The organism is Streptomyces sp. enrichment culture (genome assembly GCF_964273255.1).
Classification (GTDB): Bacteria; Actinomycetota; Actinomycetes; order Streptomycetales; family Streptomycetaceae; genus Streptomyces.
In genome coordinates, this window is sequence record NZ_OZ186835.1 from 3,634,644 (window position 1) to 3,660,448 (window position 25,805).

At 71.8% G+C, this 25,805-nt stretch carries 20 protein-coding genes; 11 read left to right on the forward strand and 9 right to left on the reverse strand.

The genetic code is table 11. The features are described 5' to 3' along the window. Positions 1-45 precede the first annotated feature (45 nt). The 4 genes from ACSU53_RS15670 to ACSU53_RS15685 all read left to right on the forward strand — a co-directional run bounded on the left by ACSU53_RS15670 (position 46) and on the right by ACSU53_RS15685 (position 2,290). Positions 46-363, forward strand: coding sequence for a cupin domain-containing protein (locus ACSU53_RS15670; protein ID WP_437028266.1), 318 nt, complete (start codon positions 46-48; stop codon positions 361-363). A gap of 147 nt (positions 364-510) precedes the next feature. Then, the gene (locus ACSU53_RS15675; RefSeq protein WP_437028268.1) at positions 511-723 is read left to right on the forward strand and encodes a DUF5326 family protein; all 213 of its coding nucleotides are present in this window, start codon (positions 511-513) and stop codon (positions 721-723) included. A gap of 305 nt (positions 724-1,028) precedes the next feature. Beyond that, entirely contained in the window at positions 1,029-1,754 is a 726-nt protein-coding gene (locus ACSU53_RS15680; protein ID WP_437033221.1) for an IclR family transcriptional regulator, read from the forward strand. A gap of 101 nt (positions 1,755-1,855) precedes the next feature. Continuing rightward, complete coding sequence (locus ACSU53_RS15685; RefSeq protein WP_437028270.1) at positions 1,856-2,290, forward strand: SsgA family sporulation/cell division regulator; 435 nt, start codon at positions 1,856-1,858, stop codon at positions 2,288-2,290. 293 nt (positions 2,291-2,583) lie between these two features. Here the strand turns inward: ACSU53_RS15685 and ACSU53_RS15690 are convergent, their stop codons facing one another. After that, positions 2,584-4,071: a YibE/F family protein gene (locus ACSU53_RS15690; RefSeq protein WP_437028272.1), complete on the reverse strand. Its 1,488-nt coding sequence runs from the start codon at positions 4,069-4,071 to the stop codon at positions 2,584-2,586. A 253-nt stretch (positions 4,072-4,324) separates the two neighbouring features. On the opposite strand from ACSU53_RS15690, the gene thiC reads away from it, so the two are divergent. Together thiC and ACSU53_RS15700 are read left to right on the forward strand one after the other, a co-directional pair. Next, positions 4,325-6,145 carry a phosphomethylpyrimidine synthase ThiC gene (gene thiC, locus ACSU53_RS15695; protein ID WP_437028274.1) on the forward strand — a complete coding sequence of 607 codons (1,821 nt, stop codon included), beginning with the start codon at positions 4,325-4,327 and terminating at the stop codon, positions 6,143-6,145. Positions 6,146-6,513: 368 nt separating this feature from the next. Beyond that, entirely contained in the window at positions 6,514-8,040 is a 1,527-nt protein-coding gene (locus ACSU53_RS15700; RefSeq protein WP_437028276.1) for a VWA domain-containing protein, read from the forward strand. Between the two features lie 359 nt (positions 8,041-8,399). Here the strand turns inward: ACSU53_RS15700 and ACSU53_RS15705 are convergent, their stop codons facing one another. The 3 genes from ACSU53_RS15705 to ACSU53_RS15715 form a co-directional block, all read right to left on the reverse strand. Continuing rightward, a complete protein-coding gene (locus tag ACSU53_RS15705) occupies positions 8,400-9,263 on the reverse strand; it encodes a hypothetical protein (protein ID WP_437028278.1) in 864 nt (287 codons plus the stop codon). Positions 9,264-9,446: 183 nt separating this feature from the next. After that, entirely contained in the window at positions 9,447-10,538 is a 1,092-nt protein-coding gene (locus tag ACSU53_RS15710; protein WP_437033222.1) for a metallophosphoesterase, read from the reverse strand. A gap of 367 nt (positions 10,539-10,905) precedes the next feature. Further along, positions 10,906-12,018, reverse strand: a complete 1,113-nt coding sequence (locus ACSU53_RS15715; protein ID WP_437028280.1) for a LacI family DNA-binding transcriptional regulator — start codon at positions 12,016-12,018, stop codon at positions 10,906-10,908. A 467-nt stretch (positions 12,019-12,485) separates the two neighbouring features. Here ACSU53_RS15715 and hisC point away from each other — a divergent pair, with 467 nt between their 5' ends. The 4 genes from hisC to cydD all read left to right on the forward strand — a co-directional run bounded on the left by hisC (position 12,486) and on the right by cydD (position 19,951). After that, the gene (gene hisC, locus ACSU53_RS15720) at positions 12,486-13,565 is read left to right on the forward strand and encodes a histidinol-phosphate transaminase (protein ID WP_437028282.1); all 1,080 of its coding nucleotides are present in this window, start codon (positions 12,486-12,488) and stop codon (positions 13,563-13,565) included. A 293-nt stretch (positions 13,566-13,858) separates the two neighbouring features. Then, the gene (locus ACSU53_RS15725; RefSeq protein WP_437028284.1) at positions 13,859-15,364 is read left to right on the forward strand and encodes a cytochrome ubiquinol oxidase subunit I; all 1,506 of its coding nucleotides are present in this window, start codon (positions 13,859-13,861) and stop codon (positions 15,362-15,364) included. 21 nt (positions 15,365-15,385) lie between these two features. Next, a complete protein-coding gene (gene cydB / locus ACSU53_RS15730) occupies positions 15,386-16,390 on the forward strand; it encodes a cytochrome d ubiquinol oxidase subunit II (protein WP_437028286.1) in 1,005 nt (334 codons plus the stop codon). Positions 16,391-16,402: 12 nt separating this feature from the next. Further along, complete coding sequence (gene cydD, locus ACSU53_RS15735) at positions 16,403-19,951, forward strand: thiol reductant ABC exporter subunit CydD (RefSeq protein ID WP_437028288.1); 3,549 nt, start codon at positions 16,403-16,405, stop codon at positions 19,949-19,951. Between the two features lie 364 nt (positions 19,952-20,315). Here cydD and ACSU53_RS15740 read toward each other — a convergent pair whose 3' ends face one another. After that, a complete protein-coding gene (locus tag ACSU53_RS15740; RefSeq protein ID WP_437028289.1) occupies positions 20,316-21,014 on the reverse strand; it encodes a hypothetical protein in 699 nt (232 codons plus the stop codon). A gap of 336 nt (positions 21,015-21,350) precedes the next feature. Here ACSU53_RS15740 and ACSU53_RS15745 point away from each other — a divergent pair, with 336 nt between their 5' ends. Next, complete coding sequence (locus ACSU53_RS15745) at positions 21,351-22,424, forward strand: peptidoglycan DD-metalloendopeptidase family protein (protein ID WP_437028290.1); 1,074 nt, start codon at positions 21,351-21,353, stop codon at positions 22,422-22,424. Positions 22,425-22,551: 127 nt separating this feature from the next. On the opposite strand, the gene ACSU53_RS15750 is transcribed toward ACSU53_RS15745, so the two are convergent. The 4 genes from ACSU53_RS15750 to ACSU53_RS15765 all read right to left on the reverse strand — a co-directional run bounded on the left by ACSU53_RS15750 (position 22,552) and on the right by ACSU53_RS15765 (position 25,749). Then, positions 22,552-23,445 (reverse strand): HAD-IIB family hydrolase, encoded by an 894-nt coding sequence (locus ACSU53_RS15750; protein WP_437028292.1) that lies wholly within the window; start codon positions 23,443-23,445, stop codon positions 22,552-22,554. A 266-nt stretch (positions 23,446-23,711) separates the two neighbouring features. Further along, on the reverse strand, positions 23,712-24,614 hold the full coding sequence (locus ACSU53_RS15755) for an LLM class flavin-dependent oxidoreductase (RefSeq protein ID WP_437028294.1): 903 nt from the start codon (positions 24,612-24,614) through the stop codon (positions 23,712-23,714). A gap of 119 nt (positions 24,615-24,733) precedes the next feature. Then, positions 24,734-25,192, reverse strand: coding sequence for a hypothetical protein (locus ACSU53_RS15760; protein WP_437028296.1), 459 nt, complete (start codon positions 25,190-25,192; stop codon positions 24,734-24,736). Next, entirely contained in the window at positions 25,189-25,749 is a 561-nt protein-coding gene (locus ACSU53_RS15765; protein WP_437028298.1) for an RNA 2'-phosphotransferase, read from the reverse strand. The genes ACSU53_RS15760 and ACSU53_RS15765 overlap by 4 nt, the downstream gene beginning before the upstream one ends. Positions 25,750-25,805: the final 56 nt, after the last annotated feature.

Below are 25,805 nucleotides of genomic sequence, written 5' to 3' on the forward strand. Positions count from 1 at the left end.
CAGACACGATCGGACCTGGGCAGTGAGGTGGGGGCGGGCATCGCCATGAAGGCATTCCGGCTGGACGAACTGGAGGCCGAGCGGGCCGCCAACGACGGTGCGTACCTGCAGTTCCTGCGGGAGCGGAACATGTCGGTCGGCCTCTACGCGCTCGACGCCGGGGTTCAGGACCCGCAGCAGCCGCACCGGCAGGACGAGGTCTACTTCGTCGTCAGTGGCCGTGCGTCGATCACCGTGGGCACGGAGACCACAGAGGTGGCGCGGGGCAGCGTGGTGTACGTACCGGCGGGCGTACCGCACAAGTTCCACCACATCAGCGAGGACCTGCGGGTTCTGGTCGTCTTCTCTCCGCCCGAGAGCTGAGCCGCGTCTCGGGGTTCCCTAGGGGACCGCTCAGGGGAGGACAAGGGATCCGCGGCCCCCGTGGGACCCCCGGCCGCCCTAGCATCGAGTGCAGGACATCATCGACACGACCCGTGTCCGACGGGCGGAGAGGTAAGGACGAGGGCCATGCGAGAGATCTTCACGGGACTGCCGTGGTGGGTGAAGTGGATCGCGGTGCCGGTCATCGCCCTGGTCGTGTTCGGCGGCCTGATAGCGAGTGTGGTCGGCTTCGTGATCAGCCTCCTGTTCAAGCTGCTGGTGTTCGTCGCCCTTGTCGGCGGACTCATCTACCTCGTACGGAAGTTCATGGCCGGGTCCTCCTCGCGCAGCGACTGGTGAGCGCACGGGGAGCCGGGACGGCGTTCACACCCGTCACCGGTTCCCTCGGGCGGGGGAACTTCGCCGGCGGACGGGGCACGGACGGTGACGGACGGTTAGAGTCCGACAACGCGGCGTGGGGCGGCGCTTCCCCGCGAGCGGCCCGCACGCCCACCCGTGTTCCCCGCACGGGCCGCCCCCCTCGCCCTCGGGAGTGATCCTTGGCCCCGGCCGACACCGCCCCTGCCCACGTGGCCTCCGTCCCCTCGCAGCCCGGCGCGCCGGAGTCCGCCACGGCCCTGCCGACCGCGACACTCATCGGCTCGGTGCAGCGTGCGCTGCGTCTGCTGGAGTGTGTGGCGGGCCATGCGTACGGGGCGCCGGCCAAGCAACTGGCCCGGGAGGCCGGGCTCGCCCTGCCCACGACGTACCACCTGCTGCGGACCCTGGTCCACGAGGGCTATCTGCGCCGGGACAAGGGGCTGTTCTTCCTCGGGGAGGCGGCCGAGCGGCTGAGCAGCAGCGGGGCGCGGCAGAAACGTCGCACCACGTTCATCGACGCGCTCGCCCGCTGGCGGGACGCCCTCGGCACGCCCGTGTACTACGCGGTGTACCGCGAGGGCGAGATCGACGTCCTGTGCGTCTCGGACACCCCGGGGAACCCCGCGGTCGAGGAGTGGGCGGCGTTCCGCGAGACCGGTCACGCCCACGCCATCGGGCAGTGCCTGCTCTCCCAGCTCGGCGAGGAGGACCGCCGTGACCACCTCGCCCGCCATCCGGTCCGGCCGGTCACGCCGTACACGGTGCGCGACGGGCACAGTCTGCTCCGGCGCCTCGAACGTTCCTGTCGCACGGATGTGGTGACGGAGCGCCAGGAGTATGCCGTGGGGACGGTCTGTGCGGCGATCCCGGTGGCCGTCGGCAGTACGGCCGCGGCGATCGCCATCTCGCTCCCCGCACACCAGGCCGATCGTCTGGTTCCCGTGGCGCAGCGTCTGCAGGCCGAAGGCACGCGTCTCGTCGGGTCGCTCGCACTCTCTATCAGTATCTGAAAACTTACTCCTTGTGATCTGCTGTGTACGTTCAGCAAGATTTCATCAGGTGTCAGGTGGGTCCATTCCCGGCCAGTCGACGGCAAGTGACGGGGTAGGCGATGCGCGAATCCGTGCAGGCAGAGGTCATGATGAGCTTTCTCGTGTCGGAGGAGCTGTCCTTCCGCATCCCGGTGGAACTCCGTTACGACACCTGTGATCCCTATGCCGTGCGGCTGACGTTCCACCTTCCGGGTGATGCCCCGGTGACCTGGGCGTTCGGGCGGGAGCTGCTGGTCGACGGGGTGGGGCGCCCGTGCGGCGAGGGGGACGTACGGGTTGCTCCCGTGGACCCCGATGCCCTGGGTGAGGTGATGATCCGGCTCCAGGTCGGCAGCGACCAGGCGCTGTTCCGTTCGTCCACGGCACCGCTGGTGGCCTTTCTGGACCGTACGGACAAGTTGGTCCCGCTGGGCCAGGAAGGCGCGCTCGCAGACTTCGACGCCCACCTGGACGACGCACTGGACCGGATCCTGGCGGAGCAGAGCGCCGGCTGACGTTCGTGAGTGCCGTCCCGGGTGGGCGGAACCTCCGGAGCGTTCCGCCACGATGCGCAGAAACGCTCCGCCGCACCCCGCGGAGGTCGCTTCGTGCCACCAGGACCGGAGGACCGGAGGTTCCGCGACGCAGCGCCGGTGCGCAGCCGCGGACCGCGAGGGCCCCAGCGCCGAACAGCCGGCCCGACGCGGGGGCTCATCACGCAGTGAGGCGCCCCCGCGCCGACGAGCCCGCCGGCACGGGGCGTTCCGCTGCGGGCGGCCGGACCGTCCCGCCCCGGAGGCGGCGAGGGTCAGCGCTTGCGCCGCCTGCCACGGCCCCCGCGCGGGGAGGCCGACCGGGCTTCCGGCACCGTTCCGCCGTCCCGGTCCGATGCGGCTGCCTTCGCCCGGCTCCCGTCCGTCGGGCGGTCGGCCGAGACGACCAGGGCGGCCAGCGCCGTGGTGACCGGCACGGAGGCGACCAGCCCGATCGACCCGATGAGGGTCCGCACGATCTCCTCCGCCACCAGTTCGCTGTTGGCGACCGTCCCGACGCCGCTCTGCGCGACGGAGAACAGCAGCAGCAACGGCAGCGCGGCACCCGCGTAGGCGAGGACGAGCGTGTTGACCACCGAGGCGATGTGGTCACGGCCGATCCTGATCCCCGCGCGGTACAGCGCGCGCCGGCTCATCAGCGGATTGGCCTCGTGCAACTCCCACACCGCGGACGTCTGCGTGACCGTGACGTCGTCCAGCACGCCCAGCGAGCCGATGATCACTCCGGCCAGCAGCAGGCCGCTCATGTCGATCCCGGGGTACAGCCCGTGGATCAGGCCGGTGTTGTCGTCCGTGTTCCCGGTCAGCGCCGCCCAGCCGATGAACGCCGAGCCGAGGACGCCGATCAGGAGCAGGGAGATCAGAGTGCCCAGCACGGCGACCGAGGTGCGGGCGGACAGTCCGTGGCAGAGGTACAGGGCGATCAGCATGATGGCGCTCGCCCCGACCACGGCGACGGCCAGGGGGTTCGAACCCTGCAGGACCGCGGGCAGGATGAAGAAGTTGAGCACCACGAAGCTCATGGCCAGGGCGACCAGCGCCATGACCCCGCGCAGACGTCCCACGGCCACGACGGCGAGTGCGAAGATGCCGGCCAGCAGTGCCAGGGGGACGCGCCGGTTCACGTCGGTGACCGAGTACTGCAGGTCCTTCGGCGCGGACGGCTCGTAGGCGACGACGACTTCCTGGTCCCGGCTCAGCTGGCGGGACTGGTCGGGCTGCACGATCTCGGTGAATGTACGGCCCTTGTCCTTGCCGGAGTCGACGCGGATCGTGGCCTTCTTGCAGGTGCCGTCCGCCTGTTGCTGGGCCGACGAGCCTTCCGCCGTGGACGTGTCGCCGGTGGGCACGCCCCCGGAGGCGTTGACCGACTTGCAGCTGACCTCGACCACCTCGGTGACCGTTGCCTGCTGGGTCTGCCGGTCGAAGCCGACACCGGTGCGCTCGTGGCCGGGGGCACCGCCCGGCCACAGCACCACCAGGCCGGCCAGCACGGCGACGGCGAACGGGATGAGGATCGCCGCGATGACCTTGCGCAGGTGCCGCGAGACGGGAGCCGCCGGACCGTGGCTGTGACTGTGGCTATGGCCGTGTCCGTGGGAGTGGCCACCGCCCCGCCCCGGATGCCCGTGGCCCGGCTCGCTGCCGGTTCCGGGCCCTTGGCCGGGGACACCGCCGTTTCCGGCGCCGGATCCGCGGGGTGGTTCGGGCGGGGGGTACGGAGGATGGTGCGTCGAGGTCACCGCCCGATCATCGCAAGAACGGGGAGGGCCCTCTGGTCACCGCGCCAGGACGGAGGCTAGCGTGGGGGCAACTTTGTACACGCGGGAGCTCGGAGCACCGGGCTGAGAGGGCGCTGACCTCCGTTCCAGCGACGTTTCACATGAAACATCACCGAGTCCGAGTGATGTTGCACACGAAACGCCGACCGACGGAAGCCGCTGCGTCGACCGCCGAACCTGTTACCGGGTAATGCCGGCGTAGGGAGTAGGTCTCATGACCAACAAGGACGCACGCACGCCTGCCTCCACGCAGAACCCGACGGATGCGTCGGTGAACGAGAACGGGGAGACGCCGCCGTCCATCGGCTGGCACAAGGCGTACGTCGAAGGCACCCGCCCCGATCTGCGGGTGCCGGTCCGGCAGGTGCATCTCACCCATGGGCAGTCGGTCACCCTGTACGACACCTCGGGCCCGTACACCGATCCGCACGTCGTCACGGATGTGCGCAGGGGACTGGCACCGCTGCGGGAGCACTGGATCGTCGCCCGCGGCGACACCGAGGAGTACGCGGGGCGCCCGGTGCGCCCCGAGGACGACGGCATCAGGCACACCTCGCCCCGGGGCGGCCTGCGCAACCTCGACGCGGTCTTCCCCGGCAGGCCACGCCAGCCGCGCAGGGGGCGTCCGGGCCGGCCGGTCACGCAGCTCGCCCACGCACGGCGTGGTGAGATCACGCCGGAGATGGAGTTCGTCGCGATCCGGGAGAACGTCGCGCCCGAGGTGGTGCGCGAGGAGATCGCGGCGGGCCGGGCCGTGCTGCCCGCCAACGTCAACCACCCGGAGACCGAGCCGATGATCATCGGCAAGCGGTTCCTGGTCAAGGTGAACGCCAACATCGGCAACTCGGCGGTCACCTCCTCCATCGAGGAGGAGGTGGAGAAGATGACCTGGGCGACGCGCTGGGGCGCCGACACGGTGATGGACCTCTCCACCGGCCGCAACATCCACACCACACGGGAATGGGTGCTGCGCAACTCGCCCGTGCCGATCGGGACCGTCCCGCTCTACCAGGCCCTGGAGAAGGTCGACGGCCGTGCCGAGGAGCTGACCTGGGACATCTACAAGGACACGGTCATCGAGCAGGCCGAACAGGGCGTGGACTACATGACGGTCCATGCGGGCGTGCGGCTGGCGTACGTGCCGCTGACCGCCCGCCGCAAGACCGGCATCGTCTCGCGGGGCGGTTCGATCATGGCCGCGTGGTGCCTGGCGCACCACAAGGAGTCGTTCCTCTACGAGAACTTCGAGGAGCTCTGCGAGATCCTCGCGGCCTACGACGTCACCTACTCGCTGGGTGACGGCCTGCGTCCCGGGTCCATCGCGGACGCCAACGACGAGGCCCAGTTCGCGGAGTTGCGCACGCTCGGGGAACTCAACCGGATCGCGAAGCGTTTCGACGTACAGACGATGATCGAGGGCCCGGGACACGTCCCGATGCACAAGATCAAGGAGAACATCGACCTGCAGCAGGAGATCTGCGATGAAGCTCCGTTCTATACGCTCGGCCCGCTGACGACGGACGTCGCACCGGCCTACGACCACATCACCTCCGGCATCGGCGCCGCGATGATCGCCTGGTGGGGCACGGCGATGCTCTGCTACGTCACCCCGAAGGAACACCTGGGTCTGCCGAATCGTGACGACGTCAAGACCGGCGTCATCACGTACAAGATCGCCGCGCATGCCGCCGACCTCGCCAAGGGGCACCCGGGAGCACAGGAGTGGGACGACGCCCTGTCCGACGCCCGCTTCGAGTTCCGGTGGGAGGACCAGTTCAACCTGGCCCTCGACCCGGACACCGCGCGGGAGTTCCACGACGAGACCCTCCCGGCGGAGCCGGCCAAGACGGCGCACTTCTGCTCGATGTGCGGGCCGAAGTTCTGCTCGATGAAGATCAGCCACGACATCACCGAACGGTTCGGCGGCACGCCGGCCGACGGTGCCTCCGCCGAGGAGATCGCCGAGGGCATGCTCCAGAAGTCGAAGGAGTTCGCGGCCGGCGGTAACCGGGTGTACCTGCCGATCGCGGACTGACGTCCGCGCACGGCGCTGCCCTCCGAGGCGGGCAGCGCCGTGCGCCACCCCGTACCTGCCGTGGGGCCGGGCAGCGGGCGGGGGCAGCCGACGGCGTCCGCGGCGATCAACGACCGGGAGGTGCCGTCGGTGACTGTCACTCCGGTGAGAACCACCCGTGACGTACGGGCGCCGTCGTCCGGGAGAGCGGTTCCCGTGCGCTCATCGATCCGGCGTTCCGTTCGGGGAGAACGACCTCGCACGTCCGGTGACGGAGCCGCGCGCAGGGAGGACCCGGCGGGCCCCGGCCGGCCGGTCGGCAGGACCGGGGGGGGGCTCGCGGTAGCGGGCCGGTGGGTTTCGGCCAGGTGGGGAGGCAGACTGGCCGCATGACTGCGACACCGATGAGCAAGGGTTCCAACCTCCCGGTCGATGCCCCCGTGGTGCGCGTCGAACTGGCCTGGGGGGCCGGCTCCGGGGTACCCGACGTCGACGCCTCGGCCCTGCTGCTCACCGAGGCCGGGCGGGTTCGGGACGACGGCGACTTCGTCTTCTACAACCAGCCGCGCCACTCGTCCAACGCCGTGACGCACCGCGGCAAGCAGCCCTCCACCGCGGGCACGACCGACACGCTGGAGGTCGACCTCCGCTCGCTGGAACCCGCCATCGACCGCATCGTGCTGTGCGCGTCGGCGGACGGGGGCACCTTCGGCCAGGTGCCGGGGCTGGTGCTGCGGCTGCTGGACGCCGGGACCGGAGCCGAACTGGCCCGCTTCGACATGACGGCCGGGACGGAGACGGCCTTCATCGGCGGTGAGCTGTACCGGCGGCAGGGGGCCTGGAAGTTCCGTGCCGTGGGGCAGGGATACGCCTCCGGACTGGCCGGGCTCGCCACCGACTTCGGCATCTCGGTGGACGACACTCCTCCGGCCGCGCCCGCGCCCGCCGCGGCACCCCCGCAGGTGCCGCCCGCCGCTCCCCCGGCACCGGCCGCGCAGGCGCCGTCCCCCTCGGCTCCGGTCCCGCCGACCGCGCCGCCTCCGCCCCGCCCTCCGGCCCCCCACGCGCCCGCGCCCGCACCGGCCCCTCACTCGCCCGCGCCGGCACCGGCCCCCGCACCGGCGGCTGCGTCCGGCCCGGCGGCGGCTCCCCGGCTCACCAAGGGGGAGGAGCGGCTGCCGGTGGACATGCGCAAGCGGCTGTCGCTGCGCAAGGAGCAGGTGGCGGTCAGCCTGCGCAAGCACGGGGCGGCCGGGGTCACCGCCCGCGTGGTGCTCGTCCTGGACGCCTCCGGGTCGATGTCCTTCCTGTACTCCAAGGGCACCGTGGCCGACGTCGTGGAGCGCATGGCCGCGGTGGCGGCGCAACTGGACGACGACGGCGAGATGCAGGCCTGGACGTTCGCCTCCCGTCCGGCCCGGCTGCCCGACCTGAGGCTGGGTGACCTGCCCGAGTGGCTGCGGCTCCACGTGCGGGTGGGGGAGATGAGCCTCTTCCGGAGGCGGAGCCGGAAGAAGGGACTGGACCCGAGCCAGGTCGACATGCGCGAGGTCGGGATCCAGAACGAGGAACAGAAGGTCATCGCCGAGGTGCGCTCCTTCGTCCGGGACCATCCGGCGTCGGCGCCCACCCTGGTGCTGTTCTTCTCCGACGGCGGTGTCTACCGCAACGCGGAGATCGAGCGGGAGCTCCGCGAGGCGGTGGAGGAGCCGATCTTCTGGCAGTTCGTGGGGCTCGGCAGAGCCGACTACGGCGTGCTGGAACGGTTCGACACCCTGCCCGGCCGACGCGTCGACAACGTCGGGTTCTTCGCCGTCGACGACATCAGCACGGTGCCGGACGCGGAGCTGTACGACCGTCTGCTGTCCGAGTTCCCGTCGTGGATCACGGCCGCGGGCCGGGCGGGCATCCTGTGACCGTCCCCGACGGCCGCGGGCACCACCCCGGCGGCCCCCGAAGCCGCCCGCCCGCACCACCGGACGGCCGCGCACGGTACCCGGCACGGCGCCGCAGGGTGCGCACCGGCGCACCGACCCGCGCGTGCACCCGTGGCGCGGTAGGACGGGCCGAGGCGCCCGGGCCCGCCCGGCGCACCGGGTCCGCCCGCCCGGCAGGTGGGCAGGGCACGTCGAGCCGCGCCGCCGGCGCCGCGGAGGGCGTTCCGGCGCGCACTCGGTCGCCGCTTCGGCGGCCTCCGCCTGGACTCGGTCCGCTCACCGAGCGGAGCCGACGGCCGCTCCGGCCGCTCTACTCCGGCGGGTCTGCTCCGGCCGGTCTACTCCGGCTGGTGCTCCGGGCCGCCGAAGTCCGGGCTGCTGTAGTCCGGGCTCGAGTAGCTCGGCCGTGACCGGCGGGCCGGTCCCTCGCCGGGGCTGGTGAACCCCGGCCGGTCGTAGCCGAGCTGCGGCATGCGCCCGGCCGGTGCGCCGGGGGCCGAATGGTGCAGGGCGGCGGTGCCCGGGTCGGCCAGGGCGTCGCGCAGGAACGGCACGATGCCCCGTTCCAGCAGGGCTTCCCGCCATGCCTCCCTGGCCCGGGCCAGCTCGTCGTCGGCTTCCGCGTACGCACCGCCGAGTGCCGAGGGCTTGTTGCGCAGCGCCGTGAGCAGCAGACCCGCCGCAGCGACGAGGATGGCGACCGCCGTCACCGCGCCGAACACCCAGCCGGTGGTGAGCATGGTCCGGGCGAAGGCGGCGTCCGGATCGACGGCCCGAAGGACGTAACCGACGAGCAGGAAGATCACGGCCGCGGTGCCGGCCAGGACGGGGGCCAGGACCGCGACCACGGCGACGACGCCCGCACCGGCGGTCTCCGCGACCTCGCCCATGGTGGCGGCGAGTCCCATCGCGCCGCCGGACTCCTCGGAGCCAGCGTCGCGGGCGGCCGGGGCGGACCGGCCCGGCGGGTGGCGCAGTTCCTCACGGACCTTGACGTAGTGCTGGTACTCGGTCGCCGCGGCCGCCGCGACGATCGCGGTGGCGTTCAGCGCCATGGTGCGCAGCTGTTCGGTGTTGAGCCGCTGTCCGACAGCGCTCAGTTCGGGACGGTGTGGTGCGGTGCGCAGCGCCTCATCGAGAACCCGCTCGTACTCCTGGCGGTCCTCGCTCATCAGGTACTGCGGAACGCTGTTCATGTGCATCCCCCGATGCTCCGTAGGGCTTGGGGCTCGGCATGCTGACGAGCCGTCGGGCAGAAACGGAGGGGAGCCTGCTACGGATAAGCCGATGGTAGAGCGGTGACGGCGCGCGGTGACAGGGGGTTTACCGAAATTGGCACGGGTCCGCCGGGCGCCGTCACCGGCGCCGGGCGGGCCGGTGAAGCCTCAGATGTGCAGCGGCAGTTGCCGGACCAGCAGCTTTCCGGCCATCGTCACGCCGCCGTCCATCGCGATGGCGAGTCCGTCGGCGTAGACGTGCGGTCCCTCGATGACGGGTCCGCGGTCGTCCTCGCCGTCCTCGGAGCCGACTTCGCCCAGGAGATACGGAATCGGGCTGTGCCCGTGAACCACCCGGGTGCCCCCGTACGTATCCAGCAGGGAGCGCACCGCGTCGGCACCGCCCTCGTCCCGGAAGGAGAAGCGCTTGGTGAACTTGCGGAACAGGTCCCAGACCTCGTCCGCGTCGTTGCGGGTGATCGTCTCGCGGACGGTGTCGTTGACCTCTTCGATGGAGCGGCCGTAGTCGAGGTAGGCGGTGGTGTCGGAGTGCAGCAGCAGGTGGCCGTCGACCTGTTCGACCGCGTCCAGGCGGGACATCCACTGCAGGTGGTGGTCCTGCAGGCGGTCCATGTCGGTCTTCTGGCCGCCGTTGAGGAGCCAGGCGGCCTGGAAGGTGGCGGTGCCGGCGCCGGAGTTGACGGGGGTGTCGCCGAACCGCTTGGCGCCGAGCAGCAGCAGCTCGTGGTTGCCCAGCAAGGCCTTGCAGTAGCCGCCGGCGGCCGCGGCCTCGGCGGACAGCCGCATCACGAGGTCGATGACGCCGATGCCGTCCGGGCCGCGGTCGGTGAAGTCGCCGAGGAACCACAGGCGGGCGGTGCCGGCGCACCACTGGCCCGCGGCGTCGATCAGGCCCTGTTCCTGGAGGGCGGCCACCAGCTCGTCGAGGTAGCCGTGGACGTCCCCGACCACGTACAGCGGTCCGGGGCCGGTGACGGACTGCGGGGCGGGGACGGACTCGGGTTCGACGGTCACCTGGACAGTGTCCCCCCGATTGATGACGGGGAGGTCCCGCTGGGTGGGGGTGTATCCGTCGGGATGGGGTTCCGCGGCGGGCGGGGCGATGTCGCCGGGATGCGTGCTGTGGACGTACGGGCCGGTCTCGTGGACGTACGCGGGCACCCGGAAGTCGCGCAACGTCGCCGTGCGCTGCACCTCGGGTCCCTGACCGGCCCCCTGAGTCATCGACCCCTCCACCACCATCGCGCCGCGTCTGCACCGCATCGGACTGCCTGGTCGCAGCGGTCCGCGGTGTCGTGGGCCCATCATAGGAATGCGAATCCCGCCATGTGATGACCCAGGGGTGGTGAATCAGGGCAAGGCTCCGTCCCGCCGGTGCTTTCGTCCGGATTGCGCCCGATTCCGCTGCCCTGGGGCCGCTCACCGCCGGAGAGCGGGCTGCGGGAAGGGCCCGCCGTTCCTCGGGCGGGCGGCCCGGTTCCCCCGGAGGGGTGGCGTGGAACGACCCGCCGTTCACCCTCCTGAGGGGCCGCCACCGGGGCGCGCCCGCCGCCCCTGCCCCCTGGCTTCCCCCGGTCCCTGCCGCCCCCGTGGCGCGGCAGGGGCGTCATGCCCCCTCGGGCGACCTGGGCGGGCTGACCGTCGTGCGCGGGGGCCGGCGTTGCGAGGAGGTGCGCACGATCAGTTCCGTCGGTATCACCTGCTCCACCGGCTGGTCGGAGGCGACGCCCTCGATCGCGTCGATGAGCAGCTGCACCACGGCCGTGCCGATCCGGCGCGGCTTGAGGGAGAGGGTGGTGATCGGCGGCTCGGTGTTGGCGTAGACGGCGGACTCGCTGCAGCAGACCAGGAGCAGGTCCTCCGGGACGCGCAGGCCGTAGCGGCGGGCGGCGGCCAGCAGGTCGGTGCCGTTGGGGTCGAACAGGCCGTAGACGGCGTCCGGCCGGTCGGGGCGGGCGAGGAGCCGGTCGGCGGCGACGGCGCCCGCGCACGGATCGTGTGCCGGGTAGGACTCGTAGACCGGATCCTGTCCCACCCGCTCGCACCAGCGCAGGTAGGCGGTGGTGGACAGGTGGGTGTAGGTGTCGGTGGTGGTCCCGGTCAGCAGCCCGATGCGGCGGGCGCCGGCGTCGGCGAGGTGGTCCAGGATGCCGAGGACGGCGGCCTCGTGGTCGTTGTCGACCCAGGCGGTGACCGGCAGGGAGCCGGCCGGGCGGCCGTCGGAGACCACCGGTAAGCCCTGCCGGACGAGTTCGCTGACGACCGGGTCGTGATCGGACGGGTCGATCACCACCGTGCCGTCCAGGGCGACGTTGGACCACACGTCGTGCCGGGAGGTGGCCGGGAGGATCACGAGGGCGTACCCGCGGTCGAGCGCGGCGGAGGTGGCGGCGCGCGCCATCTCCGCGAAGTACGCGAACTCCGTGAAGGTGAAAGGTTCATCCCCGTACGTGGTCACGGTCAGGCCGATGAGTCCCGACTTGCCCGTGCGGAGCGTGCGGGCGGCGGCCGAGGGGCGGTAGCCCAGTCTGTCGGCGACCTCGCGTACATGACGCCGGGTGGCGTCCGGGAGCCTGCCCTTTCCGTTCAGGGCGTCGGAGACGGTCGTGATGGAGACTCCGGCGGCGGCGGCCACGTCCCTGATGCCCGCTCGACCCGGCCGGCTGCCTCGACGTGAGGTTTCCGCGCGGCTCACCTGGTGCTTCCCTGCTGCTGTCATGGCGAGCCGATAGTAGGGCTCATGCGGTGGGGTAGGGCGGACGCATATGCACGCGTTGACAGGCACGTTTCTGCATGATCATCAACGCGCAACCTCCTGGGAAAACAAGGTAGTTGAAGCGTCCAATTCACGGAACTGACGTGTCGGCGCGCACGCACCTGCCAAGGGTGCGATGTTGCGAAGAGGTCTCAACTCACCTGCACGAGGGATGCGCGCCACGGCGTGAACCACCGGCGCATAGATATATGTGAGGCGCGCCCCCTGTCCGCGCGCGCTTCGTCTGCCTTCGGGTGATCTTGCCCCGTTGGCCCTCGGCGCCCGGGGCTCCAAGGCGGTCGCGGCGCCGGACGGGACGCGGTCATCCGCCTCGCCGCCGCTCTACGCAGCGGAGGGGAATCCTCATAAGGTGAGCAGTATTGGATGTCGGCGGCGGTCATGGGCCGCCGGTCTTCGCGAGGAGGACTGCGGTGAGCGAGACGAGCCCCAAGCTGCGCGCCGAGCTGGAGGGGATCCCCACCTACAAGCCGGGCAGGCCGGCCGCCGAGGGCGGGCCCGCGGCGTACAAGCTGTCCTCCAACGAGAACCCCTACCCCCCGCTGCCGGGTGTGATGGAGACGGTGGCGGCCGCGGCCTCGTCCTTCAACCGCTACCCGGACATGGCGTGCACGGGCCTGATGGCGGAGCTCTCCGAGCGGTTCGCGGTGCCGGCCTCGCACCTGGCCACCGGGACCGGTTCGGTGGGTGTCGCCCAGCAGCTGCTGCAGGCCACCTCGGGCCCCGGTGACGAGGTGATCTACGCCTGGCGGTCCTTCGAGGCCTACCCGATCATCACGCAGATCAGCGGGGCCACGTCCGTCCAGGTGCCGCTGACGCCGGGTGACGTGCACGACCTGGACGCCATGGCCGACGCGATCACCGACCGCACCCGCCTGATCTTCGTCTGCAACCCCAACAACCCCACCGGCACCGTGGTGCGGCGGGCCGAGCTGGAGCGCTTCCTGGACCGGGTGCCGAAGGACGTCCTGGTGGTGCTGGACGAGGCGTACCGCGAGTTCATCCGCGATCCCGAGGTGCCCGACGGCTGCGAGATCTACCGTGACCGGCCCAACGTCTGCGTCCTGCGGACCTTCTCCAAGGCCTACGGGCTGGCCGGGCTGCGCGTCGGCTTCGCGATCGCCCACGAGCCGGTGGCCGCGGCGCTGCGCAAGACGGCGGTGCCGTTCGGGGTGAGCCAGATCGCGCAGGAGGCGGCGATCGCCTCGCTGAAGGCCGAGGACGAGCTCATCGGCCGGGTCGGGTCGCTGGTGTGCGAGCGCACCCGCGTGGTCGACGGGCTGCGCGAGCAGGGCTGGACGGTGCCCGAGACGCAGGCCAACTTCGTCTGGCTGCGGCTGGGGGAGCGCACGGTCGCGTTCGCGCAGGCGTGCGAGCAGGCGGGTGTCGTGATCCGGCCGTTCCCGGGCGAGGGCGTGCGCGTGACGGTCGGGGAGGCCGAGGCGAACGACATCTTCCTCAAGACGGCGGAGGCCTTCCGCAAGGAGGCCTGACCCCACGACGACACGGTGTCCGGGCGGCCGGCGGGTGATCCCGCCGGCCGCCCTCGTGTGTGCGGGAAGCCGGTCCGGTCCCGCGCGGACGGCCTTCGGTGCGGCCCGCGGCCCCCCGGTGACGCGGAGGGGTTGACATCACAGGGGACCCCCCTTCCGGATGCGAAAAGCAGTACGTCATAATTGCTTGTGAATGTGAACGCGTTCACAAGCGTATGCCTGTTGTCCTGAGATGTTCCGGGACGAACGGGAGCAAGCGGCCGTAATGACCACGGCGAAGTAAGGAGCACGACGTGGATCTGGCTCTGGCGCCGGAGACCCTGGCGCGATGGCAGTTCGGCATCACCACCGTCTACCACTTCCTCTTCGTCCCCCTGACGATCTCGCTGGCCGCCCTCACCGCCGGGCTGCAGACCGCCTGGGTGCGCACGGAGAAGGAGAAGTACCTCAGGGCGACCAAGTTCTGGGGGAAGCTCTTCCTGATCAACATCGCGATGGGCGTGGTCACCGGCATCGTGCAGGAGTTCCAGTTCGGCATGAACTGGTCCGACTACTCACGGTTCGTCGGTGACGTCTTCGGCGCCCCGCTCGCCTTCGAGGCGCTGATCGCCTTCTTCTTCGAGTCCACCTTCATCGGGCTGTGGATCTTCGGCTGGGACAAGCTGCCCAAGAAGATCCACCTCGCCTGCATCTGGATGGTCTCGATCGGCACGCTGCTCTCCGCCTGGTTCATCCTGGCGGCGAACTCCTGGATGCAGCACCCGGTCGGCTACCGGATCAACGAGGAGAAGGGCCGCGCCGAGCTCACCGACTTCTGGCTGGTGCTCACCCAGAACACCACGCTCAACCAGGTCTTCCACAGCTTCGCGGCGGCGTTCCTGACGGGCGGTGCCTTCGTGGTCGGCATTGCCGCCTTCCACCTGATGCGCAAGAAGCACATCACGGTGATGCGCACCTCGCTCCGGCTCGGCCTCGTCACCATGGCCGTCGGCGGCCTGCTCACCGCGGTCAGCGGCGACACCCTCGGCAAGGTCATGTACGAGCAGCAGCCGATGAAGATGGCCGCGGCCGAGGCGCTCTGGGAGACCGAGGGCCCCGCTCCCTTCTCCGTCTTCGCCTACGGGGACGTCGACGAGGGCCACAACAAGGTCGCGTTGGAGATCCCCGGCCTGCTGTCCTTCCTCGCGCACGGCGACTTCGACTCCGAGGTGCCGGGCATCAACGACACCAACGAGGCGCTCCAGGAGGAGTTCGGCCCCGGCGACTACCGGCCCATCATCCCGGTGGCCTACTGGAGCTTCCGCTGGATGATCGGCTTCGGCATGGCGTCCTTCTCGCTCGGCCTGCTGGGTCTGTGGCTCACCCGGAAGCGGTTCATGCTGCCGGCCGGCCTGCGCACCGGGGAGGACGAGGTGCCGCACCTGGTGCTCTACAAGAAGCCGCTCGGAGACCGGCTGACCCGGCTCTACTGGCGCCTCGCCATGTGGACGATGGCCTTCCCGCTGATCGCCAACGCCTGGGGATGGATCTTCACGGAAATGGGCCGTCAGCCCTGGGTGGTCTACGGCCTGATGCAGACCCGGCACGCGGTCTCCCCCGGGGTGTCGCAGACCGAGGTCATCATCTCGATGTCGGTCTTCACCGCCCTCTACGCCGCCCTGGCCGTCATCGAGGTCAGGCTGCTCGCCAAGTACGTCAAGGCGGGACCGCCGGAGCTCACCGAGTCCGACCTCAATCCGCCCAAGAAGCTCGGCGGCGACCTCCGGGACGCCGACAAGCCGATGGCCTTCTCGTACTAGGCCGAGGGAGGCACCACCGCCATGGAACTGCACAACGTCTGGTTCGTCCTCATCGCCGTCCTGTGGATCGGCTACTTCTTCCTGGAGGGCTTCGACTTCGGCATCGGTATCCTCACCCGGCTGCTCGCCCGTGACCGGGCCGAGAAGCGGGTGCTGATCAACACCATCGGCCCGGTCTGGGACGGTAACGAGGTGTGGCTGCTCACGGCCGGCGGCGCGACCTTCGCCGCCTTCCCCGAGTGGTACGCCACGCTGTTCTCCGGCTTCTACCTGCCGCTGCTGATGATCCTCGTCTGCCTCATCGTCCGAGGCGTCGCCTTCGAGTACCGGGCCAAGCGGCCGGAGGAGGCGTGGCAGCGCAACTGGGAGACCGCGATCTTCTGGACCTCGCTCCTCCCGGCCTTCCTGTGGGGCGTGGCGTTCGGCAACATCGTGCGGGGCGTGAGGATCGACGCCGAGTTCGAGTACGTCGGGCACGTCTGGGAACTGCTCAACCCGTACGCCCTGCTGGGCGGGCTGGTCACCCTGTCGCTGTTCACCTTCCACGGCGCGGTGTTCGCGGCGCTGAAGACCCTGGGCGACATCCGGGAACGGGCCCGCCGCCTGGCGGAGCGCGTGGGACTGGTCACGGCCGCCCTGGCGCTGGGCTTCCTGCTGTGGACCCAGGTGCGCAGCGGGGACGGCGCGAGCCTGGTCGCCCTGGTCGTGGCGGTCGCCTCGCTGCTCGCCGCCCTGGCGGCCAACCGGGCCGGCCGCGAGGGCTGGTCGTTCACGCTGTCCGGCGTCACGATCGTGGCGGCCGTGGCGATGCTCTTCCTGACGCTCTTCCCGAACGTCATGCCGTCCACCCTGGACCCGGACTGGAGCCTGACCGTCACCAACGCCTCGTCCAGCCCCTACACCCTGAAGATCATGACCTGGCTCGCGGTCATCGCCACGCCGGTGGTCGTCCTCTACCAGGGCTGGACGTACTGGGTGTTCCGCAAGCGGATCGGCACCCAGCACATCGCCGATCCCGTGCACTGAGGTGTGTTTCACGTGAAACCGATCGACCCGCGACTGCTCCGGTACGCCCGCGCCACCCGGTTCTTCCTGCTGGCGGTCGTCGCCCTGGGGGCCGTCGGCGCGGGGCTCGTCATCGGCCAGGCCATGCTCATCGCCGAGGTGGTGGTGGGCGCCTTCGAGGACGGTCTGGACGTGGCGGGCCTCGCCACTCCCCTGCTGCTCCTGGCCGCGGTCGGGGTGGGCCGGGCGCTGGTCGGCTGGCTCACCGAACTGGCCGCGCACCGGGCGAGCGCCGCGGTCAAGTCGGAGCTGAGGGGACGCCTGCTGGAGCGGGCGACCGCCCTCGGCCCGTCCTGGCTGGGCGGGCAGCGGACCGGGTCGCTGGTGGCACTGGCCACCCGGGGCGTCGACGCCCTGGACGACTACTTCTCCCGCTACCTGCCGCAGCTGGGGCTCGCGGTCGTCGTCCCGGTGGCGGTGCTGGCGCGGATCGTCACCGAGGACTGGGTCTCGGCGGCGATCATCGTCGGCACCCTGCCGCTCATCCCCCTCTTCATGGTGCTGATCGGCTGGGCGACGCAGTCCCGGATGGACCGTCAGTGGCAGTTGCTGTCACGGCTGTCCGGGCACTTCCTCGACGTGGTCGCGGGACTCCCGACGCTCAAGGTGTTCGGCCGGGCCAAGGCGCAGGCCGAGTCGATCCGGCGGATCACCGCCGACTACCGCCGGGCGACCATGCGGACGCTGCGGATCGCCTTCATCTCCTCCTTCGCGCTCGAACTGCTCGCCACGCTCTCGGTGGCCCTGGTCGCCGTGACCATCGGGATGCGGCTCGTGCACGGCGAGGGGGATCTGTACGTCGGGCTGGTCATCCTGATCCTCGCTCCGGAGGCGTACCTGCCGCTCCGGCAGGTCGGGGCCCAGTACCACGCCGCCGCCGAAGGGCTCGCCGCGGCGGAGGAGATCTTCGAGGTGCTGGAAACGGCCGTTCCGGACTCCGGGACGACGCCCGCCCCGGCCGGTGACCTCACCTTCGAGAACGTGTCGGTCCACTACCCCGGGCGTTCCGCGCCCGCCGTCACCGACGTGTCCTTCACCGTCCGTCCCGGGGAGACCGTCGCCCTGGTCGGCCCCAGCGGCTCGGGCAAGTCGACGCTGCTGAACGTGCTGCTCGGCTTCGTCCGTCCCAGCGGGGGGCGCGTCCTGCTCGGGGGAGCGGACCTCGTGGGGCTCGACCGTGCCGACTGGCACAGCCGGATCGCCTGGGTGCCGCAACGGCCGCACCTGTTCGCCGGGACGGTCGCCGACAACGTCCGGCTGGCCCGTCCGGACGCGGACGACGACGCCGTGCGGCGTGCCCTGCGGGACGCCGGGGCCCTGGAGTTCGTGGACGCCCTCCCCGAGGGCACGGCCACCCCGCTGGGCGAGGACGGGGCCGGCCTGTCCGCCGGACAGCGGCAGCGGTTGGCGTTGGCGCGGGCGTTCCTCGCGGACCGGCCCGTGCTGCTGCTGGACGAGCCGACGGCCGCCCTGGACGGGGCCACCGAGGCCGAGGTGGTGGCGGCGGTACGGCGGTTGGCGGCCGGGCGGACCGTGCTGCTGGTGGTGCACCGCCCGGCGCTGCTCTCCGTCGCGGACCGCGTGGTGCGGCTGGCGGAACCCGCGGAGACCGCGCCCGCCGGGCCCACGTCGGCGGACCGGAGCCCCGGGGTACTCGCACGGGAACCCTCCGGCGTCGTCACGACCCCGGCCGCGGTCGAGCCCGGGCCGGCCACCGGGGCGCCGGCCGAGGAGACGACCGAGGAGCGGGCCGCCCCGTCCGGAGCCCCTGCCGACGGGGTACTCGGGAGGGTCCGTGACCTGTCCGGCGCCCGGCGCGGACGCCTCGCCCTGGCACTGCTGCTGGGCAGCCTGGCGTTGGGCAGCGCGGTCGGCCTCATGGCAACGTCCGGATGGCTCATCTCCCGTGCCTCCGAGCAGCCGCCGGTGTTGTACCTGATGGTGGCGGTGACGGCGACCCGCGCCTTCGGCATCGGGCGGGCCGTGTTCCGCTACGCCGAGCGGCTCGTGTCGCACGACGCCGTGCTGCGCATGCTGGCCGACACCCGGGTCGCCGTGTACCGGCGGCTGGAACGGCTGGCCCCGGCCGGGCTGCGCCGGGTGCGGCGCGGGGACCTCCTGTCCCGGCTGGTCGCCGATGTGGACGCGCTGCAGGACTACTGGCTGCGGTGGCTGCTGCCGACCGGTGCGGCCGTCCTGGTGTCCGCCCTGTCCGTCGGCTTCACGGCCTGGCTGCTGCCCGAGGCCGGAGCCGTCCTGGCAGCGGGCCTGCTGGCGGCGGGCGCCGGCGTGCCCCTGCTCACCGGGGCCGTCGCCCGCCGTGCCGAGCTGCGGCTGGCGCCCGCGCGGGGCGTGCTCGCGACCCGGGTGACCGATCTGCTCACCGGGACCGCGGAACTCGCCGTGGCCGGTGCCCTGCCCGAGCGGACCGCCGCCGCCCGGCGGGCCGACGGCACGCTCACCCGGATCGCCTCACGGGCCGCGACGGCCACCGCCCTGGGGGACGGGCTCACGGCGCTGATCCAGGGCCTGACCGTCGCCGCCGCCGCTGTGGTCGGCGTCCAGGCGGTGGCTGCCAGCCGGCTGGAGGGGGTGGCCCTGGCCGTCGTCGTGCTCACGCCGCTCGCCGCGTTCGAGGCCGTCCTCGGGATGCCGCTCGCCGTCCAGCACCGGCAGCGGGTGCGCACGAGCGCCGAGCGCGTTCTCGGCGTGCTGGACGCCCCGGTGCCGGTCCGTGAGCCGGAGCGGCCGCGGCAGGCACCCGCCTCACCGTTCCCGCTCGTCCTCGGCGGGCTGTCCGCCCGGTACACGGAGCAGGAACGGGACGCCCTCACCGGCCTCGACCTGACGCTGGAACAGGGGCGCAGGATCGCCGTCGTCGGCGCTTCCGGTTCCGGCAAGACGACCCTCGCCCAGGTGCTGCTGCGGTTCCTGGACCCGCGGGCGGGCCGGTACACGCTGGCCGGGGTGGACGCCTTCGCGCTGGACGGGGACGCCGTACGGCGCCTGGTGGGGCTGTGCGCGCAGGACGCGCACCTCTTCGACAGCTCGCTGCGGGAGAACCTGCTGCTGGCGAAGCGGGACGCGACCGAGGAGGAACTGTACGACGCCCTCCGGAGGGCCAGGCTGCTGGAGTGGACGCGGAGCCTGCCCGACGGACTCGACACCCTCGTCGGCGAGCACGGTGCGCGGCTGTCCGGCGGGCAGCGCCAGCGTCTGGCTCTGGCCCGGGCGTTGCTCGCCGACTTCCCCGTCCTGGTGCTGGACGAGCCGGCCGAGCACCTCGACCTGGCGACCGCCGACGCGCTCACCGCCGATCTGCTGGCCGCGACCGAGGGGCGCACCACCCTGCTCATCACCCACCGGCTGGCCGGACTGGAGGCGGTGGACGAGGTGATCGTGCTGGACGAGGGGCGCGTGGCGCAACGCGGGACGTACGCGGAGCTGGCCGGGACGGACGGGCCGCTGCGGGCGATGGTGCGCCGGGAGCAGGAGACGGACCTGCTGGTCGGTGCCCACTAGGCCCTGTCGTCACATTCCCGTCCGCCCTGCGGGCGGACGACGGGAATGTGACGACAGGACCCAGCTCCGTACTTCGCGGGTAGGCCGGCCGCCAGCGTCTCGATGACCTGTCCATGTGTCAGGTGGGCGATGTCCCGGCCTGGGCAGAACCGGTCGACCGTCCCAGCCACCTCCAGTCGGCGCAGAGATCCGGCAGCGACAGGCAGAGCGCCCAGAGGCGTCTCCACAACGGCGCTGACCACGCACTCCATGCGCGGACGCACCGTTCGTGGCCACGGGGGGCCGGGAGGACTTCGTCACACCCCGCCCACGCGGCCGCGACTCCGACCGGCACCCCCTCAAAGGTACTGATGGCGGACCCGGTTCAGGTGGGGGACCGAGCAGATGTCCGGAGGTGTTCCAGGAGGAAGGGGTCGTCGAGACGGGCGTCGGTGACGCGGTCGCGTACATCGGTGAGAAGCCAGCCCAGCAGCTCGGCAGTGGCGTGGTACTCACCGTAGAAGCCCATGCGCAGGTCGGTGATCTCGAACTCGAACATCACGTCGTCAACGAGGTCTGCCAGGTGCGTATCGGCAGCCGGGGTAGGGGCCGCGGTCCATACGTCCAGCCAGGGACGCAGGCTGTTGGTGGCGACCGTGATGAGGCTGAGGGCTTCCCTGGCGGGCACCGCGCTGGGGTGGGTGTGCAGAGTGCTCCGCCACCAGGCGGACCAGACGTCGCGAAGAGCCTCGGTCAACGGCGCGTCCCAGGTGGTCCAGCCCGCCTGGACCAGACGGGAGGCGATGAGCTCCTCATCGACGTGGAGCCGGCCGGTGACGAGGGTGCGGATGATGCGCGGGACGAGGCGGCGGTAGAGACGAGGGAAGTCGTCCCAATGACTGGGTACCTCTGCGGCGACCGAGGACACCAGGTCGTCGGGTATGAGGTGCAGCGGCCCGGAGAGTTCGGCAAGGTCCTGCTCGGCATAGCAGTGGGTGCACCCTGTGACGAGGAAAGGCTGTTCTGAGGCGAAGGTGCGGTCCAGGGCGTCGAGAGCTGTCATGAGCTGCTCGGAGCACGACATGAAGACCTGCCGGGGGACTCCGTCCGGGCGACCGGCGAAGATCGCAGAGTATCAGTCCTGCCCCGTCTCACGCTCGACATCCTGAGGGTGCGAGCCGAGTGGCCGACTGAGCTGCGTAGTGGCCGTCCGAGGTCTTCAGTAACCGACAGCCGATCCAGGCCGGCCGTGAAGTGCGGCACCAGCAGGTCACCGCACCGTCGGGCCCCTCCGGTGATGCGGTGAGGGCGTGTCAACTCGCCGTCGCGGGCCGCCCACTGGGCCATCCGGGGCGCCCCGTTCCCCCGGGCGTACGCGGTGAACAGGACGGGGTGGCGGGGCGGGCACAGGGTGGCTGTCATGCGCCTCATCCGCCGTCACCCGCTGTTCGCCGCCGTGTCGTTGTGCGCGTTGGCCGTGCTGGCCGCCCGTCCCGCCGACGGCGGTGGTGGTGGCGACGCCGGCGGGCATGCGCCCGGTCACGGCGCCGGGTCCGGTCTGGGCGCGGAGGTGGTGCGGCTGTACGAGGAGGCCGCCGCGGCGACCCGGACGTACGAGGAGGGGCGGCGCGCGGCGGAGAAGCAGCGGGCGGAGGCGCAACGGCTGGAGAAGCTGCTCGACCGGGAACGGCGCACGGTCGACGAGCTGAACGAGGACCTGGGCCGGATCGCGCGGTCGCAGTACCGCAGCGGGGGCGGGCTGCCGCTCACCGCGCACATGCTCCTCGCCGAGGACCCCGAGGACGTGATGCGGGGTCAGCGGGCGCTGTGGAAGGCCGACCTGGCCCTCGACAACGCGATCGAGAAGAGCCGGCGGGCGGAGAAGCGGCTGTCCCGGGACGAGGCGGAGGCCGCGGCGGCGTGGCAGCGGCTGGAGCGGCGGAACAGGCAGCTCTCCGAGGTGAGGAACGGCATCGAGCGGAAGCTGGAGGCGGCTCGCCGGCGACTCCAGGGACAGGCCGATGCCTCGGTCGCGGCGGGCGCCTGCCGCGGTGCGGTCCGGCTGGACCAGCCGGAGACGCGGTTCGACCGTCCCTGGGTGGCGCCGGTGGAGGCGTACGAGCTGTCCGCCTCCTACGGCGCCGGCGGGGCGCGGTGGGCGAACCGGCACACCGGTCAGGACTTCGCGGTGCCGATCGGCACACCGGTGCGGTCCGTGGGCGAGGGCAAGGTGGTGAAGGTGTCCTGCCACGGGGCCTTCGGCATCGAGGTCGTGGTCGAGCACGCGGGCGGCTACTTCACCCAGTACGCCCACCTCGCCGCCGCCGCGGTCGACCAGGGCGAGCGGGTGCGGACCGGCCAGTGGATCGGCCAGTCGGGCACGAGTGGCAACTCCACCGGCCCGCACCTGCACTTCGAGGTGCGGGTCACGCCCGAGATGGGCTCGTCGGTGGACCCGGTGTCGTGGCTGGCCCGTCGGGACGTGCCGCTGTGAGCCGGATCGGACCCCGGTGGACGCCGGACACCGGATGGGCCGGGGGCCGGGCGGGAACCGGAGGACGGCCGTGGTGTCCCGTGGAGCGTTCCGCTCCTCCCGCCCGTCCCGCCGGTGCCCAGCCGCCCTACGTGTAGTGCTCCTCCAGGATCCGCTCGATGACCACGGCCACTCCGTCGTCGTTGTTGGCGACGGTGCGTCCCGACGCGGCGGCGAGGGCGTCCGGGTGGGCGTTGCCCATCGCGTAGGAACGCCCGGCCCAGGTGAGCATCTCCACGTCGTTGGGCATGTCGCCGAAGGCGACGACCTCCTCGTGCGAGATGCCGCGCTCGGCGCAGCACAGGGCCAGCGTGCTGGCCTTGGACACCTCGGGGCCGCTGATCTCGAGCAGGGCGCTGGGGCTGGAGCGTGTGACGTTGGCGCGGTCGGCGATCGCCAGCCGGGCCAGGGCGAGGAAGGCGTCCGGGTCGAGCGAGGGGTGGTGGGCGAGGATCTTGAGGACCGGCTCGTCGGCGGTGTGGGCGTCCGGCGCCAGCAACTCCTCCGCGGGAGCCAGGGTGTCCGGGACCTCCATGTGCAACTTCGGGTACGCGGGCTCCTGGTGGAAGCCGTAGGTCTGCTCGACCGCGTACATCGTGCCCGGAGCCGCATCGCGCAGCCGCCGCACGGCGTCCAGCGCGTTCTCCCGCGCGAGTTCGCGCACCTTGACGAAGCGGTGGGCGCCCGGACCGCCGTGCAGGTCGACGACCGCCGCGCCGTTGCCGCAGATGGCGAGGCCGTGGCCGTGGACGTGGTCACTGACCACGTCCATCCAGCGGGCGGGACGGCCCGTGACGAAGAAGACCTCGATACCGGCCTCCTCGGCGGCGGCCAGCGCGGCAACCGTACGGGGGGACACCGACTTGTCGTCGCGCAGCAGAGTGCCGTCGAGGTCGGTGGCGATGAGCCGGGGTGGGGTGAGGGGGGAGGCCGGAGTCTCGGGCCGGCGGGTCGCTGAGGTCACGCGTCCATTGTCCCGCATATGCCCGCACGGGCGTGCGGCACTCCGCACATCTGAGTGACGGCCGTCCCACCTGCGCCGATGCCGTGAGGGACGCCTGTGTCCGGCCCGGATGTGGAGGTCGTCACCGCCACCGCGCTGCCCGGGGAGGCGCAAGCGGACAGCTGGCCCGGGGCCCTGCGACTCCTTGTCGTCGCCGTCGCGCCCGGCCCCCCGTGCCAGCGGGCGGGCCCGGTCCGCCTGGCCCCCTTGGCAGCGGGCGGGCCCGGTCCACCCGGCCTCACGGGTCAGCGCAGTTGTGCCGGTGCCTCCATGGCGATCTGCTCGAAGACCTTCTCGTCGGCCGCGAAGTCCGAGTCCGGGATGGGCCAGTGGACCACGATCTCGGTGAACCCCAGCTCCGCGTGACGGCCCGCGAAGTCGACGAACGCGTCGAGCGACCGGAGGGGCCGGCCGCGGTCGGGGGTGAACCCGGTGAGCAGGACCCTGTCGAGCTCCTCCGGGTTCCGTCCCAGCTCGGCGCAGGCGTCCGCCAGCCTCTCCGTCTGATCGCGAAGGGCCTGGACCGACTGCTCGGGGGTGCCGTTCTCGAACAGCCTCGGGTCGCCCGTGGTCACCCACGCCTGCCCGTGCCGTGCGGCGAGGCGCAGCCCGCGCGGGCCGGTGGCGGCCACGGCGAAGGGCAGCCGGGGCCGCTGCACACAGCCAGGGATGTTCCGTGCCTCGTGCGCCGCGTAGAAGTCGCCCTCGTAGGACACGGAGTCCTCGGTCAGCAGCCGGTCGAGCAGCAGGACGAACTCGGCGAACCGGTCGGCCCGCTCGCGAGGGGTCCACGGTTCCTGGCCCAGCGCCGTGGCGTCGAACCCGGTTCCGCCCGCTCCGATACCGAGCGTGACCCGCCCGCCGGAGATGTCGTCGAGGGAGATGAGCTCCTTGGCGAGGGTGACCGGGTGCCGGAAGTTCGGTGACGTCACCAGGGTGCCCAGCCGCATCCGGCCGGTGACGGCCGCGGCGGCGGTCAGCGTCGGCACGGCGCCGAACCAGGGGCCGTCCCGGAAGGTGCGCCAGGAGAGGTGGTCATAGGTGTACCCGGTGTGGAAGCCGAGCTCTTCGGCGCGCTCCCAGGCCGCGCGGCCCCCCTCGTGCCAGCGGCGGTGGGGGAGGATCACGGTACTCAGACGCAGACTCATGCCGCCGAGCCTATGGGGCGTCCGGTGTTTCACGTGAAACCGTCACGGCCCGTGAAAGCGAGCCGTACGGGCGCCGTTCCATGGGTGCGAGGGTGCCGCATGGCTGTCGCCGCCGGGCGTCAGCGCACCCGCGCACTGAGCCAGGGAGTCAGGAGGAGTTGGGGGATGAACTCCTTGTGCGTCCGGTCCCCGGGCATCGGCACGATCAGGAAGTAGCCCGGCGGGAAACGCCGCGCCTTGACGTACGCCCGGTCCTCGAAGACGGAGCGCAGGAAGGCCGGAACGTCTTCCCGGGGCACGTCGGGGCACTTGACGCCGTCGATGTCGATCAGGGCGTCGTCCTCCGGGTACAGCCGCACCCGTACCCGCGGGTGTCCCCCGAACTCGACGTGGGCCTCGTGCGGGAGGGAGCCGTCCGGGTCGGTGACGACTCCGACCCCTGCGGCGCTGCGACGCGAGGTCTGGTCGGCGCCGATGTCGTGGGAGACCTCGATCTCGCGCTCGTACGTCTCCGCGAGCGCGCGCAGGGCGGTCACCGCGGCTTCTGTCGTGGGCAGCTGGTCCATGGAACCGATCATGTCCTGTCCCCGGTGTCCGGGGGAAGCCGCAGGTGGCGGGGAGGGACCGAGGCGGTCAGCCACACACCGTTCGCGCTCAGCCGGAAGACGTGGCCGGCGTCGTGCAGGGTGCGGGCGTCCACCGTGAGCACGACCGGGCGGCCGCGGCGGGCTCCGACCCGGGCCGCCGTCTCCCGGTCGGCGGAGAGGTGGACGTCGTGCCGGGTCATGGGCCGCAGGCCCTCGGCGCGGATCGCGTCCAGGAAGCGGGCGACCGTGCCGTGGTAGAGGTACCGCGGCGGGACGGACGGGGCCAGCCCCAGGTCGACCTCGACGCTGTGCCCCTGGCTGGCACGGATCCGGGTGCCCTCGACGGCGAAGCGGCGCTTGTCGTTCGCGGCGACGACGTGGGCGAGCTCGTCGTGGGTGAGCGTGAAACCGTGGGCGGCGGCTGCGGCGATCAGGGTGTCGATCTCGACCCAGCCGCCCGCGTCGAGGGTGAGCCCGATCTGCTCCGGCCGATGGCACAGATGCCGGGAGAGGTATGTCGACACCGTCACGGCCCGCTGAGGATGCATGGGTCCAGAGTGCCGGACGTAACGAGGATCACGCGAAGGATGGCGGAATCAAGGTT